This window comes from Rhodoferax antarcticus ANT.BR (assembly GCF_001938565.1).
Taxonomy (GTDB): Bacteria; Pseudomonadota; Gammaproteobacteria; order Burkholderiales; family Burkholderiaceae_C; genus Rhodoferax; species Rhodoferax antarcticus.
Window position 1 is genome coordinate 323739 of the sequence record NZ_MSYM01000008.1, and the last position, 16023, is coordinate 339761.

The 16023-nt window shown below is 58.8% G+C and carries 11 protein-coding genes, 1 pseudogene and 1 CRISPR repeat array; of the genes and pseudogenes, 9 read left to right on the forward strand and 3 right to left on the reverse strand.

Going from position 1 to position 16023, the window contains the following annotated elements:
* The first annotated feature begins 59 nt into the window (after positions 1 to 59).
* Positions 60 to 1952, forward strand: coding sequence for an EAL domain-containing protein (locus BLL52_RS06495; protein WP_083633815.1), 1893 nt, complete (start codon positions 60 to 62; stop codon positions 1950 to 1952).
* Here the strand turns inward: BLL52_RS06495 and BLL52_RS06500 are convergent.
* The 3 genes and pseudogenes from BLL52_RS06500 to BLL52_RS06515 all read right to left on the reverse strand — a co-directional run bounded on the left by BLL52_RS06500 (position 1941) and on the right by BLL52_RS06515 (position 6013).
* Positions 1941 to 3104: a glycosyltransferase gene (locus tag BLL52_RS06500; protein ID WP_075585864.1), complete on the reverse strand. Its 1164-nt coding sequence runs from the start codon at positions 3102 to 3104 to the stop codon at positions 1941 to 1943. The genes BLL52_RS06495 and BLL52_RS06500 overlap by 12 nt on opposite strands.
* Before the next feature lie 113 nt (positions 3105 to 3217).
* Positions 3218 to 4345: a pyruvate kinase gene (locus tag BLL52_RS06505; RefSeq protein ID WP_075585865.1), complete on the reverse strand. Its 1128-nt coding sequence runs from the start codon at positions 4343 to 4345 to the stop codon at positions 3218 to 3220.
* 378 nt (positions 4346 to 4723) lie between these two features.
* Positions 4724 to 6013: pseudogene (locus BLL52_RS06515) on the reverse strand (spermine/spermidine synthase domain-containing protein).
* Between the two features lie 32 nt (positions 6014 to 6045).
* Here BLL52_RS06515 and BLL52_RS06520 point away from each other — a divergent pair.
* From BLL52_RS06520 to cas2, 8 genes are all read left to right on the forward strand, one after another.
* Positions 6046 to 8301 (forward strand): CRISPR-associated helicase/endonuclease Cas3, encoded by a 2256-nt coding sequence (locus BLL52_RS06520; RefSeq protein ID WP_075585867.1) that lies wholly within the window; start codon positions 6046 to 6048, stop codon positions 8299 to 8301.
* Between the two features lie 368 nt (positions 8302 to 8669).
* Positions 8670 to 9323, forward strand: a complete 654-nt coding sequence (gene cas5c, locus BLL52_RS06525; protein WP_075585868.1) for a type I-C CRISPR-associated protein Cas5c — start codon at positions 8670 to 8672, stop codon at positions 9321 to 9323.
* Positions 9320 to 11080: a type I-C CRISPR-associated protein Cas8c/Csd1 gene (gene cas8c / locus BLL52_RS06530; RefSeq protein ID WP_075585869.1), complete on the forward strand. Its 1761-nt coding sequence runs from the start codon at positions 9320 to 9322 to the stop codon at positions 11078 to 11080. The genes cas5c and cas8c overlap by 4 nt, the downstream gene beginning before the upstream one ends.
* Before the next feature lie 54 nt (positions 11081 to 11134).
* On the forward strand, positions 11135 to 12121 hold the full coding sequence (gene cas7c, locus BLL52_RS06535; RefSeq protein ID WP_075585918.1) for a type I-C CRISPR-associated protein Cas7/Csd2: 987 nt from the start codon (positions 11135 to 11137) through the stop codon (positions 12119 to 12121).
* Between the two features lie 11 nt (positions 12122 to 12132).
* Positions 12133 to 12975: a BRO-N domain-containing protein gene (locus tag BLL52_RS06540; protein WP_075585870.1), complete on the forward strand. Its 843-nt coding sequence runs from the start codon at positions 12133 to 12135 to the stop codon at positions 12973 to 12975.
* Between the two features lie 26 nt (positions 12976 to 13001).
* Positions 13002 to 13640: a CRISPR-associated protein Cas4 gene (gene cas4 / locus BLL52_RS06545; RefSeq protein ID WP_075585871.1), complete on the forward strand. Its 639-nt coding sequence runs from the start codon at positions 13002 to 13004 to the stop codon at positions 13638 to 13640.
* Positions 13641 to 13654: 14 nt separating this feature from the next.
* Positions 13655 to 14683: a type I-C CRISPR-associated endonuclease Cas1c gene (gene cas1c / locus BLL52_RS06550; RefSeq protein ID WP_075585872.1), complete on the forward strand. Its 1029-nt coding sequence runs from the start codon at positions 13655 to 13657 to the stop codon at positions 14681 to 14683.
* Between the two features lie 9 nt (positions 14684 to 14692).
* Positions 14693 to 14983: a CRISPR-associated endonuclease Cas2 gene (cas2, locus tag BLL52_RS06555; protein WP_075585873.1), complete on the forward strand. Its 291-nt coding sequence runs from the start codon at positions 14693 to 14695 to the stop codon at positions 14981 to 14983.
* Positions 14984 to 15207: 224 nt separating this feature from the next.
* A CRISPR array of direct repeats spans positions 15208 to 15955; the repeat unit is 37 nt; unit sequence AGTTCGCCCGCCAGCAATGGCGGGCGCGGATTGAAAC.
* Positions 15956 to 16023 lie beyond the last annotated feature (68 nt).

Here is a 16023-nt window from a genome sequence, read left to right on the forward strand (position 1 = left end):
GTTGTCACTTGGCTTTCATAAACTGAGCATTTCCCCGTCAGATGTTTTCATAACGTTCCATGAACACTCAACCCGCGCTGCAGTCTGCACTTTCCGCCTATGGGCTTTACGGTGGTTGCTTGCTGCCTGATGTCGAGTCGGCCGAACCAGAGATACCCATTGACCTGGGATCAGCGGCCGTCAGGCGCGGCCGCGGGCCCTTGGCGACTATATTGCGGCGCAAAAATCTCTACCCGCTATTTCAGCCGATTGCATCGCTTTGTGACGGCGCTATCTACGCGCATGAAGCGCTGATCAGAGGCCCTGAGCAAACTGCCTTTCACTCCCCCGACGCGCTGCTGCGGGCCGCCGAGCATGAGAACCTGAATTTCGAGTTTGAGAACCAGTGCGTTTTGCTGGGCATCGAGCGCTGGGGTGCCCTGGGCGAGCCAGGCCGCCTGTTTTTGAACATCAGCGCCGACGTGCTGCAGCAAGTGCTCAAACAATGTGGCTGTGACATTCTGGTGGGGCTGGCAAAAGCCTATGGTGTGTCATTGCGCATGCTGGTGCTGGAGATTACCGAATACGAGCGTGTAGCCGACATGGACTACCTGGCCGGCGCGGTGCAAGATATTCGGGCTGCCGGTGTGTCGCTGGCGCTGGATGATTTTGGCGATGGGCGCTCCAGCCTGCGGCTGTGGTCGCAACTCAAACCCGAGTTTGTGAAGATCGACAAATACTTCACCAAAGCCATCAGCCAGAATGCCGACAAGCTCAAGACCATTCAGGCCCTGCAGCAAATAGCGGCTGTGTTTGATACATCGCTGATTGCCGAGGGCATTGAAACCGAAGACGATTTGCGGGTGCTGCGCGATTTGGGCCTGCCCTATGGGCAAGGCTATTTGTTGGGGCGTCCGGCGCGCTTGCCATATGCCCAGATCCAACCCAAAGCGCGGGTGGTTATTCACGACCACACGGTGGCGGTTTTCCCGGAGCTGCGGCGTGCAGCCAACGCCGGATCCATCAGCCGCCTGGCGGTGAACAAGGCCCCTACGGTTGGGCTGAAAGCTACCAACGATGAACTCGCCCGGCTGTTTTTTGACCAGCCCAAGCTGCATGCCGTGGCCGTGCTGGACGGCACCCGGCCGGTGGCCATCATCAACCGCACAGCTTTCATGAACGAATACAGCAAGCTGTATTACCGCGAAATCTGGGGCTGCAAGTCTTGTATGTTGCACGCCAATCTGGACCCCCGCATCATTGAGCGCAACCACAACGTGGATGAACTGGTGGGCATCCTCACCTCGGAAGACCAGCGCTATTTGACGGATGGCTTTATCGTGACCGACAACGGGCGCTACGAGGGGCTCGGCACTGGCGACCAATTGGTGCGCTCGGTGACTGAGACCCGCATCGAAGCCGCGCGCCATGCTAACCCCCTGACCTACCTGCCTGGCAACATACCGATCAGCCAGCATATAGAACGCTTGCTGGCGCGTGGCGTGGGGTTTGTGGCCTGCTATGCAGATCTGAACAACTTCAAGCCCTTCAATGACCAGTATGGTTATTGGCGCGGCGACGAGATGATCCGCTTGCTGGCCAAGTTGTGTCAGGCGCATTGCGACCCGCGCTGTGATTTTGTGGGCCACGTGGGCGGCGATGACTTCATCTTGCTGTACCAAAGCGACAACTGGCAGACGCAATGTGAGTCCATCATTGCGGAATTTGCCAGCCAGGCGATCAACCTGTTCGACGAGCCAGCCCGTGCGGCAGGCGGCATTCAGGCAGACGACCGCTACGGTGTGCCCCGCTTTTTCCCGCTCACCACGCTGTCGATTGGTGCGGTCAAGATCAACCATAACGAGTTCACTAACGCTGAACAGGTGGCATCCATGGCGGCGCGCGCCAAACACGATGCCAAAACCAGCGACAAGGGCCTGGTGGTCAGAACATCAGCAGAGTTAAGCGCCTGACGCCATTCGCCCGCCTGGCGGGCAGTGCCTGTCAGGTGGTGTTGATTGGGCCAGCACATGCGCCAGAATCTGCGGCACTTCAAACACCGCCCGGTTGTCGATTTGTCTGACGTTCTTCTGCCAGATGGGCAGGTCACGCGCGATCTCTTGTACCGCGGCGCGCACCGTGCGAAAGCTGCGGTGCACCACGCCCAGCCCGTTGCTGCGCACCCACTCGGTGTTCCAGCGCTCCTGCGGCATGGTCCAGGCATTCTGGGTCACGATCACGGGCAAGCCCATGTGAACCGCCTCACTCAAGCTGGCCGGACCAGGCTTACCGATGAAAAAGTCTGCCAGCTGCATCCAGTAAGCCATGTCGTCGGTGAACTCAACAATCACCCGCGCTGCCCGCGCAGGCGTGTCGCGCAACTGCTTGGCCAGTACTGCGTTTTTGCCGCAGATCAGAATCAGCGGCACATCGTCCAGCCGCGCTGAAATGTGCTTCATCACCCGCGAGCCATGGCCGCCAAACATCACCAAACCCACCGTTTGGTCCGCCGCCAAGCCGTGCTTTTGGCGCTCCGCCGCGCGGTCAATGGGAGGGCAACCGTAAAAACGTGGCGACAAAATCATGCCCGAGGTTTGGTGCACCTGCGCCACCGAGCAACCCGCTGCCAGGGCTTGTTGCACCGCATGCGCGCTGCCGCAGACCAGGTGCTGGGGCTGACTGGGCTCGATCCAAAAGTGCGGCGGGTAGTCCGCCATGTCGGTGATCACGGTGACAAAAGGGGTGACCGGCATGGCCTGCGTCAAGCTTTCGCACAAGGCCCGGTTGAAGTTAGGAATGAGTGACACCACCAAGTCGGGCTGGCTGGTCAACCAGTGCGCTTTCAAGCGCTTGACCAAGGCTTTGTGCGCCAGCCTGATGCCCGCCTGAAGCAGCTTGAGCTCTTGGGCCATGCCCAGCGTCAGGCCCCTGGCGAGCATCTTGTTGTACAGGTCCTCAGGTTGCATGCCCATCACTTTGGAAAATGAGGCCGTGGGGTCCAGAATGTCCACCAGATTCACCAAGCTGACCTGCCAGGCTGTGTCCAACATCACCTGGCTCAAAGCCTTGGCTGCCGCGCGGTGACCGCCTCCGGCGTTGAAGTAGATCAACTCTATCTTTTGCATATCTGGGCGATGCTAAAGAGGCTTCGTGACAAGGCGGTGTCAGCGTCTTTAACCCAGGCTTAGCGGCTCTAGCGCTTCAAAAAACAGAGCTACCCGCGCTTTACCAGCAAGGGCTAGAGCCCAAAAGACAGGCTAAGGATGTCAGCATAGGGCGCCATCACTGCCAGATCGCCCAGATCTTTCGCACTAAGCAGCGGCAGGTCCAGCTGGCTGTCGGGCAGGTTGATGCTTTTGTCACTCGCGAGCTTGTCGCCGCCTTCACGCGCCTGGGTGATCTCGATGGCCAGGTAATCGGCGTGTTTTTGGCGGATCACACCGCCAATGCGGCCACCGTCAAACCAGATGCGCTCGCCCACCTTCACCTGATCAATCACTTGGGGCGCGGTGCAGGAAATCTGCAATGGGTCGCCCGGGCTGGCATCAGCGTCCTCGGCGGGCAACTCGGGCACACTGTTAACGTTGGGTTTGGTGAGGTGCAACACGTCGCCCGTGCATAGGTGCAGCGTGCTCGGCTGGCTTTCGATTTGGCAAACCAGGGTGGCGTGCTTTTTTTTGCCGGTGACACCGCCCAGCGTCAGCACCGTCTCAGGGGTCAGGTAGGCGGTTTGGGCGCATTCGGTGATGGCGCCCAATTCGTCACGCTTGATGACCTGCAAATGCCGCTTGGCACCGCGTGCATCGACAAAGTCCAGGCTCATGCCCGATTTCAGGCGCTCCAGCCACGGCTCCCACACGCCCACACTGGGGTCCACACCGGGCAAGCTGGTGTTGCTGTGCATCGGCCGCAAGAGCAAGCGCGCCGGGCTAACCACCCGCCCCAGCTGATCTTTGGCAGGCTTCAACTTCAACACCGGCGTGTGATGCGCCACCTCGCCGGTGCGAATTTTTGCGCCAGCCAAAACCACCAGAATTTTGACCGGGCGCTGCGCCGCCTCAGCCGCACGGCGCACATGGGCCGCCATGCTCAGCCAATCCGCGGGCGTGTCAAGCGCGCAGTTGATACGGGCTATGTCCATACCGGCACTGACCAGCCCTTGGACCGCTGAAAAATGACTTGCAGCGTCTTTGGTCAGCGTGACCATGATGCGCGGTGGTTGGTCTGCACGCTCGGGCCCGAGCAGGTCAAGGGTATGCGCTTTGAGCTGCTCAACAAGGTTCAAACTGCGGCTCTGGCTCCCGGGCGCGTCACTGGAAGGTGCTGCCAAGAGCGCACGGGCATGGAGCTTGTTTTGAGAGTTCATGGGTCATTTATAGGGTCAGTTGGTGAACCCTTCATGACAGGTCTTGACCTATGGCAAGGCACCCGTTGCTTTTTCCACTGGCGAGTTTGCGCGGGATCAAACATCATGCAATTTCGCTTGGCCCGGAAGAAGTCTGTGATTACCATTTGCCTCGTCTTCAAACCAAGGAGGTGCCATGTCAAGACACGTGGACAATCTGGATCGGCTTTGCAACAAACTTCACCGGCGCTTTGGGGAGCAGGATTCTTTGTGCGTGCAAGCCAAAGAAGCGCTGGAAACAAGCAAAGCCCAGGAGCAGCAAAGCTCGAAACAGTACGACTGGTCTGTGCCGTATCGTGTGTTGATCCAGAATCAGCAAAGCGAGTACATGCAGCAGATTCAGCGCCCCGCCACTCGCCCCCTCTCAGCTTCGTAAGTGGTGACCATCACCTGATTTGACAGGCGGTTTACCGCGGCGGGCACACGCGCCATGTCCAGCGGAAAGTCAAACAGTGCTGGCAGGCTGACCAGGTCCAGAAAGCGCAAGCCCTCTGGCAGCGCAGTTGGTCGGCGATACGGCCTGCGGCTTATCACCACAAAGCCCCATTCACCAAAACTCGGCACTTGTGCGTGGTTCGGCGTGGCGGTGAGCCATACCCATTCGATGCTGGTCACCACCGTCTAGAAGCTGCGGCGCGCCACCAGTGGCGAGGTGGTCTGGATCACCGCATAGCCGCTCGCCGCCAGGTGTTTGTCCAACAAGGCATAAAACGAGTTGGTGTAGTGCTTGCCGATGTTGAAGTTGGTCGTGTCGGGGAAGTCGGCCACGATCATGTCAAACACACCAGGTGAGTCTTCCAGCCTCTTGAACGCGTCAGCGTTGGCGACCCTGACCTTGGACGACTTGAGCGAGCCAAGGTTGAGTTCGACCAGCGCGGGTTGATGCCTGAACAATTTGGTCATGGCCGGGTCCAGCTCCACCAGCGTGACGCTGTCCACGCCCGGGTACTTGAGGCTTTCACGCATTGCCATGCCGTCGCCACCGCCCAGCACCGCAACCCCTTATGGCACGCCGCCACTGGCTGAGAACGCCGCCATCACCGCGCTCATCAGCCCAAACAGCAGCCCGGTGCGCACCAGCCCAAGATGGGGCACCAGCACTAGCGGAAACGCCAGCGACACCGCCAGCGCGCCCAGGTAATCAAAAGTGAGCACCTGCGATACCAAATCTTTCAGCGCCACGTTGCGTTTGAGAATGCGCATGACCAGCGCAATCTCCAGCCCCACCAGCGTGCCGACCATCAGCACCAAGCCGTACAGCAGCCCCCGAAAAGCACCGGGTACAGCTGCGTTAGCTACAAATAAAAGAGCTGGTAGCGCACCACCTATAAGGGCTACAAGCAGTTCTATACGCAAAAAGTGCGCAGGCAGCTGACGCTCAAAAAAGCGCGACAAATACGAGCCTACACCCATGGCAAACAGATAAGTGCCGATGATGGTGGAAAACTGCAGCACCGAGTCGCCCAGCAAGTAAGACGCCAGCGCACCCGCCGCCAACTCATACACCAGCCCGCAAGCCGACACCACAAACACCGACGCCAACAGCGCCACCTCCAGCGGCTGCGGGGCGCTTTGACTGCCTAAAAATTTGTCTTTAACGGCTTTTTGCGGCCACGCTTCATCTAACATGTTGCGAAATAATAACTTCAGGGGGAAACACCTTGGCAGAACCGCTGGCCCACTCGGGTGGGCATCTTTTAACAGAGCACTTGCGGACCGTAGCAGCACTGGCTGCAGGTTTCTCGCAAGATTTTGAGCATGGCGCACAGGCTCAGCGATGGGCCTATTCTGCGGGCTTGTGGCATGACTTGGGCAAGTATCGACCGGGGTTTCAGCGCTATGTACGGCTGGCTGACAACACCGATGCGCATATCGAAGGCAAAGTGGGCGGGCGAGAGAAAACCCACTCCGCTGCCGGGGCACTGTGGGCCATGCAGCAACTCAACCAACCAGATCGCCCTTACGGCAACATCCTCGCCTACCTGATCGCGGGTCACCATGCGGGTTTGGACGATTGGGATGGCGGCCTGAAAGAGCGGCTGCACAGCGAAGACGCTCAGCTGGAACTAAAAGAAGCCTTGGATGCCCGTCCGCCTGCCAACATCCTGGCGCATGGCGATTTGATAGCACAGATTCCCGGTGGCGCACCCGGCTTTGCCTTGTGGGTAAGGATGCTGTTCTCGTGCTTGGTAGACGCCGACTTTCTGGACACCGAAGCCCACTTTGATGCAAACAAACCCGCCCGCCGCGACGGTTTTCCGACGCTGGCGCAAATGCGGCAGGCATTTGATGCCCACATGGCTGGGCTGCCAGCGGCAAACACATCAGTCAACACACTGCGTGCCGACGTCCTGCGCCAGTGCCGCACCAAGGCGGCATTGCCAGCGGGCTTCTTCTCGCTCACCGTGCCCACAGGCGGCGGTAAAACACTGTCCAGCCTGGCTTTCGCTCTGGAACATGCGCAGGCGCATGGCAAACGCCGCGTCATCTACGCCATCCCCTACACCAGCATCATCGAACAAACTGCGGACGTGTTCCGTGAGGTGTTCAAGGCATTGGGGGATGAAGTGCTGATCGAGCATCACAGCCAAGCCGACGCCGCTGAAAAAGACGAAACCGCCCGCAGCCGCCTTGCATGCGAAAACTGGGATGCGCCGCTGGTAGTGACCACCAACGTGCAATTGTTCGAGTCGCTATTTGCCGCCAAAACCTCGCGCTGCCGCAAGCTGCACAACCTGGTGAACAGCGTCATCGTGCTGGACGAGGCGCAGCAATTGCCTCCCGCGTTTTTGCAACCCATTCTGGATGTACTCAACCTGCTGGTGACGCACTACGGCGTGACCGTGGTCCTGTGCACGGCCACCCAGCCCGCGCTGAACAGCACCACCTATTTCGACGCCAACAAGAACCTGCGTGGGTTGGAAAACGTGCGCGAAATCATCGACCACCCCGACGCCTTGTTTGATGCCCTCAAGCGCGTGGATGTGACACTGCCACCAGACTGGACCACCCCCACCGCTTGGGAAGACATTGCCGCGCAGCTCAGTGCAGAGGACTGTGTGCTGGCCATTGTCAGCACCCGCAAGGCTGCCCGTGAATTGCAACGCTTGATGCCCGCCGATACATTGCACCTGTCGGCCCTGATGTGCGGCGCGCACCGCAAAGAGGTCATCGACCAGATCAAAGCGCGCCTGAAAGCCAAGCGGGAGGGATGCGACCAGCGGCCCCTGCGCGTGGTCAGCACCCAACTGGTGGAGGCTGGCGTGGACATCGATTTCCCCGTGGTTTACCGCGCCTTGGCCGGGTTGGACTCCATCGCCCAAGCCGCTGGCCGCTGCAACCGCGAAGGGCGTTTGAACGGCAAGGGCCGCGTGGTGGTGTTTGTGCCGCCAGAGAAGCCGCCACTGGGGCATTTGCGCAAAGGGGCCGATGCATGTATCTCGACCCTGCGCGGTCAAGCACACGACCCTCTGGCGCGAGCCTTGTTTGATCGGTACTTCAAAGAGTTCTACCACTCGGTGGATTTGGATGCCAAAGAAGTTGTCAAGAAGCTCACCATCAATGACCGGAGAACGCTCAGCGTGCAATTTCGTACCGCTGCAGAAGCATTCCACCTGATCGAAGATGAAGACGCCGCTACTGTTGTTGTTCGTTATGCCTGTGTAGCAGATGAATTGGATATGTTGTTGGCTACTTTGGCTGTCAAAGGCCCAAAACGGTGGTTGATGCGAAAACTACAGCGGTATACGGTCAGTATCCGCAAGCGGGTGGCGGACAAGATGCTTGAGCAAGGAGATTTAAAAATATCGTCGGTGCCTGGTTTGTATATGCAGATTGACGCATCTGGGCTCTATGACGAAAAGCTGGGGCTGTACACAGAGGGTGTTCCGTTTGATGCTCTTGGAAATGTCTTTTGAAAGAGAAAAGGGTGGGGCTAGCCCCACCCTCATCTTGTCTAGCGTTTCACTAGAAGTTTCTAAGTTTCAATCCACGCATTTGCGAACATGTATGATAACCTTAGTAAGAGTCAAAATTAGCGTTTCACTTTAGTTTCTAAGAATAATGTATTATTCGCCAATATTTCTAATTGGCGAGGTAGGTATGGACTTCTTGGACTTTTCTCGATTGCTCAAGGAGCTCAGGTTGATGCATCAGCAACCAGGCTATCGGTTTGTGTTGGCGTGGCTTTTGGTTGTGATGCGATTGGGTTTGGTGTTTGTGGCGCTGCCTGTGGGCAGTAGCTTGGTGTTTTTCAAACTTATTGACGTTTTAAAGTAAGCAAAAAATGACCTCCTTTTGCCTCGAAGTCTCAGGCCCCTTCGCCTGCTTTACCCGCCCGGAAATGAAGGTGGAGCGCGTCTCTTATGACGTGATGACACCTTCAGCGGCTCGCTCCATTTTTGAGTCCGTGCTGTGGAAGCCTGCTATTCGGTGGCGGGTGCATCGCATTGAAGTGCTCAAACCTTTTCGCTGGATCAACCTGCGGCGCAACGAGGTCAGCGCCGTGGTGTCTACCCGCAATGTGCAGCAGGCCATGGCGGCGGGCAGTGGCACGCTGGGTTTGTACATTGAAGACGAGCGCCAGCAGCGCGCGGGCTACTTTTTGCGCGATGTGGCCTACCGCATCCATGCTGATTTATCCCTGGCTCCGGGCGGCACAGAGCCCTTGATGAAATACACCGAGATGTTCACCCGCCGCGCCAGCAAAGGCCAATGCGTGAACCAGCCGTATCTGGGTTGCCGCGAGTTTGCGGCAGCCTTCTCGCTGGTCACAGCCGATACGCCGCCTGCCACGCCCATTGGCGAAACCCGCGAGTTGGGCTGGATGCTGCACGACTTGGACTTCACCCGCCCCTCTGACCCACAGCCGCGCTTCTTTAACGCCAAGCTGGACAAAGGTGTGGTGCAGGTTCCCCCATTTGAGGAGGCACGCGGATGATTTTGCAAGCCCTGGCCGATTACTACCGCCGCAAATGCGACGACCCTGATCCCGCGCAGCGCCTGCCCATGTTTGGGTTGGAGCAGAAGGAAATTCCGTTCTTGCTGGAGATCAGCGCCGAGGGCGAGCTGTTGCAGATGCGTGATACCCGTGAGCTGCAGGAAAAAAAGAAGGTAGCGCAGTCGTTTCGCGTGCCGCTCGGGGTCAAAAAGACCTCCGGCGTGGCGGCTAATCTGCTATGGGACACGCTGGAATATGTGCTCGGCGTGGACACCAAGGGCAAACCTGAGCGCGTGGCAGAGCAACACGCCGCCTTTCGTGCACGCATTGTTGCACTGCCTGCCAGTGCCCGTGAGGACGCAGGCATTCAAGCTGTGGCGCGCTTTCTGGAGCACATCGACCTCGCGCAGTTGGAGCGCCAGCCCGCTTGGAGTGACGTGCTGGAAAGTAATGCTGTGTTGAGCTTTCGGCTGCAAGGCGACCTTGATTTGGTGTGCCAGCGTCCTGCCGTGGTCAATGCAGTGCTGAATGTCTCAGCAGATGAGGATGCCCGCCAGGCGATGTGTCTGGTGACAGGAGAGCTGGCCCCAGTGGAGCGCCTGCATGCGTCCATCAAAGGTGTGTGGGGCGCGCAGACATCAGGGGCCAATATCGTCTCGTTCAATGCCCGCGCCTTCGAGTCTTATGGCAAGACTGAGCGCCAGGGTGAAAACGCCCCGGTCAGCCGCGCCGCAGCTTTCGCCTACACCACCGCGTTAAACCACCTGCTGCGCAAAGACTCGCCCCAGCGCATTCAGGTCGGCGATGCTTCCACCGTGTTTTGGGCCGAACGCGATTCAGAGTTTGAAACGTCTGCCCCCGACATTTTTGGCGATCCACCCAAAGACGACCCGGACAGTGGCACCCGCGCCGTGCATGCCTTGCTGGAAGCTGTGCACAGCGGAAGGCTGGCCGGGCCGGATGGTGATACGCGGTTTTATGTACTGGGCTTGGCACCGAACGCGGCCCGCATCAGCATCCGCTTTTATCACTGCCTGCCGTTGCGCGAGCTGGGCCAGCGCATCGTGCAGCATTTTGCAGACCTGTCGTTGGCGCGTGGACCGCATGACCCGCAATACCCGTCACTGTTTCGCCTGTTGGCGGCTGTAGCGGTGCAAAACAAAGCCGACAACATTCCACCTAATCTGGGCGGCGCCATCATGGATGCCATCTTTGCCGGGGTGAACACGCCTTACCCCAGCCTGTGGCTCAACGCTGCCGTGAGCCGTTGCCGGGCTGAACAACACGTCAACTACCTGCGCGCTGCTGCCATCAAGGCTTGCCTGAACCGCCAGATGCGCTACGCCCAGCTTTCATCACCCAACCCTTCCCCAGAACAGGAGTTTTTGCCCATGCTTGATCTCAGCAACCCCAACCCGGCATACCGTCTGGGGCGGCTCTTTGCCGTACTGGAAAAAATCCAGGAAGAAGCCAGCCCCGGCCTCAATGCCACCATCCGCGACCGCTATTACGGCGCAGCCTCCAGCACACCGGTGGCCGTGTTCACCACCTTGCTTCGTCTGAAAAATGCACACCTTAAAAAACTGGCAGTTGGGCGCACCACTTGGTTTGAAAAATTGCTGGGTGAGGTGCTTGGCCCTGTGACCGATTTCCCCAAACACTTGCCGCTGCCAGACCAAGGCCGGTTTGCGCTGGGCTACTACCACCAGCGACAAGACTTTTTCACCCGACGGTCAGCTGAGCCGGGTGTGGATTGAAACGATGTGAAGGATGGCAAACCCAATGGCGACTTTTTAACAATGGAGATGAATATGACACTGAAAAACCGATACGACTTTGTGCTCATCATGGACGTGAAAGATGGGAACCCCAATGGTGATCCCGACGCTGGCAACATGCCGCGCCTGGATGCTGAATCCGGCCACGGACTGATGACCGATGTTTCACTCAAACGCAAGGTGCGCAACTTTGTCGGGCTGGTCAAAGAGCAGGACCAGCGTGAGCCAGTGGATGGCGAAAAGCGCTTTGAAATCTATGTGCGTGAAAAAGCCATTTTGAACCATCAGAATCAGCGTGCCTATTCGGCATTAAATCTGGCTGTAGCCCAGGAAGATCAAGCGGAAGATGCTACTGAAAGTGCAGCAGCTGATGCCAAAAAGAAAAAGCCCGCCAAAGAAAAGCGCAAGGGCAGTGCCGATGAAGTTGCTCAGGCACGCAAGTGGATGTGTCAAAACTTCTTTGACGTGCGCACCTTTGGCGCGGTGATGTCCACCGGCGTGAACTGCGGTCAGGTGCGCGGCCCGGTACAGCTGACTTTTGCGCGCTCCGTCGAACCCATCGTGGCCTTGGAGCATTCCATCACCCGCATGGCCGTGGCGACTGAAGCTGAAGCTGAAAAGCAGCAGGGCGACAACCGCACCATGGGCCGTAAACACACTGTGCCCTATGGCGTGTATGTGGCTCACGGGTTTGTATCTTCCTTCCTAGCCAAGCAAACCGGCTTTGGCGAAGAAGACTTGGAGCTGGTATTTCAGGCCCTAGCGCAAATGTTTGAGCACGACAGGTCTGCCGCTCGGGGTGAAATGTCCACGCGAGGACTGTATGTTTTCAAGCACGACAGTGAACTGGGCAACGCCCCTGCCCACGCCTTGTTCGACCGACTGGTGGTCAAGCCCACCGTGGAAGGCGAAGTGATCCGCAGCTTTGATGCGTATTCGGTGGCGTTTGATGGGCAAAGCCTGGCGGTGGGTCAAACGGTGCAGCCTGCCCTTGGCGTGACCTTGATCCGGCGCTGCTGACTGGAGTGCCCATGAAAATCCTGCCCACCGACTTTGAAGGCCAATCCATTCGCCGCGTGTACGACGAAGACACGGAAACCTGGTGGTTTTCCGTGATCGACGTCGTTCAAGTGCTCACCCAGCAACCTGATGACTTGACCGCTCGCAAATACTGGAACCAGCTTAAACGACGGCTTGCCAATGAAGGCAGTCAACTGGTGACAACTTGTCACCAGTTGAAAATGCCTGCGGCCGATGGCAAGCAGCGTCTTACCGATGTCGCCACCGCCGAAACCCTGCTGCGCCTGGTGCAATCCGTGCCCAGCCCCAAGGCCGAGCCGATCAAGCTCTGGCTGGCCAAGGTGGGTTACGAGCGCATGCAAGAGCTGGCCGACCCCGCCTTGACGCTCAACCGTGCCCGCCAGACCTGGCAGCAGCATGGCCGCAGCGACAAGTGGATTCAGCAGCGCATGACCGGGCAGGAAACGCGTAACAAGCTTACCGATTACTGGAGCGAGCACGACATCAAAAAGGGCAGCGAGTTTGCCATCCTCACCAACATCATTCACCAGGAATGGACCGGCGTGAGCGTGGTAGAGCACAAGGAGGCTAAGGGGCTCACAAGTCATAACCTGCGCGACCACATGAGCGAAGCGGAGTTGATTTTTACGGCCCTGGCCGAACTCTCTACCCGGCAGATCGCTGAAACGGCAGATGCCACCGGCATGACCGAAAACAAATCTGCAGCCAAAGCGGGTGGGCGAATTGCCCGGCAAGCCCGCCAGCAACTGGAGAGCCAAACCGGCAAATCCGTAGTGACTGGCGAAAACTTCTTGCCACGCGTATCAAAAAAGATAGCTGGTGACGCATACTAGACAAGGGCCAGAGGCATAAATCGTCTATGAACCCGGTAGAACCCATCCCCCTATCTGCGCTGCAGCACTGGCAGTATTGCCCGCGCCAGTGTGGCTTGATCCATCTGGAGCAAGTGTTTGACGACAACGTGCATACCCTGCGCGGCCAGGCGGTGCATGCCAAGGCGGATCAACCCGGTGTGGAAACTGCCAAAGGCGTGCGCGTGGAACGCGCCCTGCCGCTCTGGCATGACGGGCTGGGGCTGATTGGCAAGTCTGACGTGGTGGAGTTTCTGGCCGGTGGCGTGCCCTACCCGGTGGAATACAAACACGGTAGCCGCAACAAGGCCGCCGACATTGCCGCCTGTGATGACATCCAACTGGCCGCGCAGGCCATGTGTCTGGAGGGCATGACGGGCCAGCACGTCAATGAGGGCGCGCTTTATTACGCAACCTCCAGGCGCCGTCGGGTTGTTCCGATCACCGCGCAGTTACGCGCTGACGTGGTGCAAACCGCCGAGGCTATTCGCCAGATGCTCGCCAGTGGCACGCTGGCGCCGCCCCTGGGCGGCGAACAAGCGGTCAGGCGCTGCAAAGCGTGTTCGCTACAGGACAGGTGCCAGCCCCAAGCCACACATGCGGGGCTGACTACCGCGCGAGCAGCCCTGTTTGACCCCGACGCTTAGCCCTGAAGGCCGCCATGCAACTTCTCAACACACTCTACGTCACCACGCCCGACACCTACTTGCGCCTGGATAACGACACCCTGCGCGTCGAGGTTGACCGCGAAACCCGGCTGCGCGTGCCGCTGCACCACCTCTGCGCGGTAGTGTGTTTTGGTCACACCGGTTTGTCTGCGCCGCTCATGCATCGGCTGGCGGAAAGCGGCGTTGCACTGGTGCTGCTGGATGACAACGGCCGCTTCAAGGCACGGCTGGAAGGCGCTGTGTCTGGCAATGTGCTGCTGCGCCAAGCGCAGTTTCAGCGCGTGGCAGACCCGGTCTTCACGCTGGACATGGCGCGCGCCAGTGTGGCGGGCAAGATCAAGAACACGCGCCAAGTATTGCAACGCGGCGCCCGCGAAACCAAGTCAGAGGATGAAGCCAAGGTTTTGACGCGCCTGGCCGACGACCTGGCTGCCAGCCTGCGCGCCTTGCCCGGTGTAAGCAACCTGGACAGCTTGCGCGGGGTTGAAGGTGAAGCAGCACGCCAATACTTCAGTGGCCTGAACCTACTGGTGCGCCCAGACCTGCGCGCCGCCTTTGCCATGGATGGGCGCACGCGTCGTCCGCCGCGCGACCGCTTCAACGCCATGCTGTCCTTCTTGTATGCCATGTGGATGAACGACTGCCGCAGCGCGCTGGAAGCTGCCGGGTTAGACCCACAAGTTGGGTTTTTGCATGCCTTGCGGCCAGGCCGAGCCGCCTTGGCGCTTGATTTGATGGAAGAGTTTCGCCCTTGGGCAGACAGACTGGCGCTGACACTGATCAACCGTGGCCAGTTAAATGCGAGTGACTTTGTGTTGCGCGAGGGCGGCGGCGTCTCTTTGGAGCCCGATGCCCGCAAGGCCGTGGTGGTGGCTTATCAGGAGCGGAAAAAGGACGACATCAGCCACCCACTGCTGGCGCAAACCGTACCCCTGGGCTTGGTGCCATTGGTGCAGGCCCGCCTGATGGCGCGCGCGCTGCGTGAAGACGGCGCACCATACGTGCCGTTTGTGGCTAAGTAGGAGTCAAACATGCTTGTGCTGGTTTGTTATGACGTGAACACAGAAACCAAGGCGGGCCGTCGCCGTTTGCGCCGGGTAGCCCGGGTCTGCGAGAGCACCGGGCAGCGGGTGCAAAAGTCGGTATTTGAGTGCCAGCTAGACGTGGCGAGGTTCGAGGCGCTGGAGCGGGAGCTGTTGGCCGAAATCGACCCTACCATGGACTGCCTGCGTCTTTACAGAATTCCTGGTACGCGCGGGTTTGAGGTCATTGAACATGGCACGTTCAAGGCCGTCGATTTTGATGGGCCTTTGGTGCTCTAGCGAGCGGTTCGGCTGGCTGCGCCAGCACCACCGTGGTATGGTTAGAACCGCGAACCCCAAGTGATGTTTACTGTACCAAGAGGTTCGCGCGCTTCGTAACCCGTTGTTTTGAAACACTTTATATTTTTTAGAGACTTTCCACTTTTGCAAACGCATGCCTTCATCATCAGGTTCGCGGAAATGCTCAAAAAAATTGTGAGCCGACAAGGCCTTGGACTCGAAGCAGTTCGCCCGCCAGCAATGGCGGGCGCGGATTGAAACAAGCCGAAAGCGTTTGCAGCCGCCTCGACAGCCAAGTTCGCCCGCCAGCAATGGCGGGCGCGGATTGAAACAACAGCCATACCGCCGAGGGGGCCACCGAGGGCCAGTTCGCCCGCCAGCAATGGCGGGCGCGGATTGAAACGTTAGTTCTGCTCTCAAGGTTTCTCCTTATCTTGAGTTCGCCCGCCAGCAATGGCGGGCGCGGATTGAAACTCTACAACAGGTTTATCTACAACAGGTTTATCTAAGTTCGCCCGCCAGCAATGGCGGGCGCGGATTGAAACCGGGCATGGGTGTGGAGGCTCCTGGGTGTGAGGGAAGTTCGCCCGCCAGCAATGGCGGGCGCGGATTGAAACCAACCCGGACATTCGTTATGGTCGGACGGGCGCTAGTTCGCCCGCCAGCAATGGCGGGCGCGGATTGAAACACACGTCAGTCGCTGGCGTTGATTCGACGCTGGTAGTTCGCCCGCCAGCAATGGCGGGCGCGGATTGAAACCATTTAACGCAGAGTTGAGCGCCCCATAGGGTGCAGTTCGCCCGCCAGCAATGGCGGGCGCGGATTGAAACCCTGCTCAGTAACAGCGTAAACCCCCTCATATCCAGTTCGCCCGCCAGCAATGGCGGGCGCGGATTGAAACACCGCATAAGTTTGACAAGTTCGATAGCTCAAAGAGTTCGCCCGCCAGCAATGGCGGGCGCGGATTGAAACGTCGCCGCTATATTCGGTGTCCATCAGCAGTGGTAGTTCGCCCGCCAGCAATGGCGGGCGCGGATTGA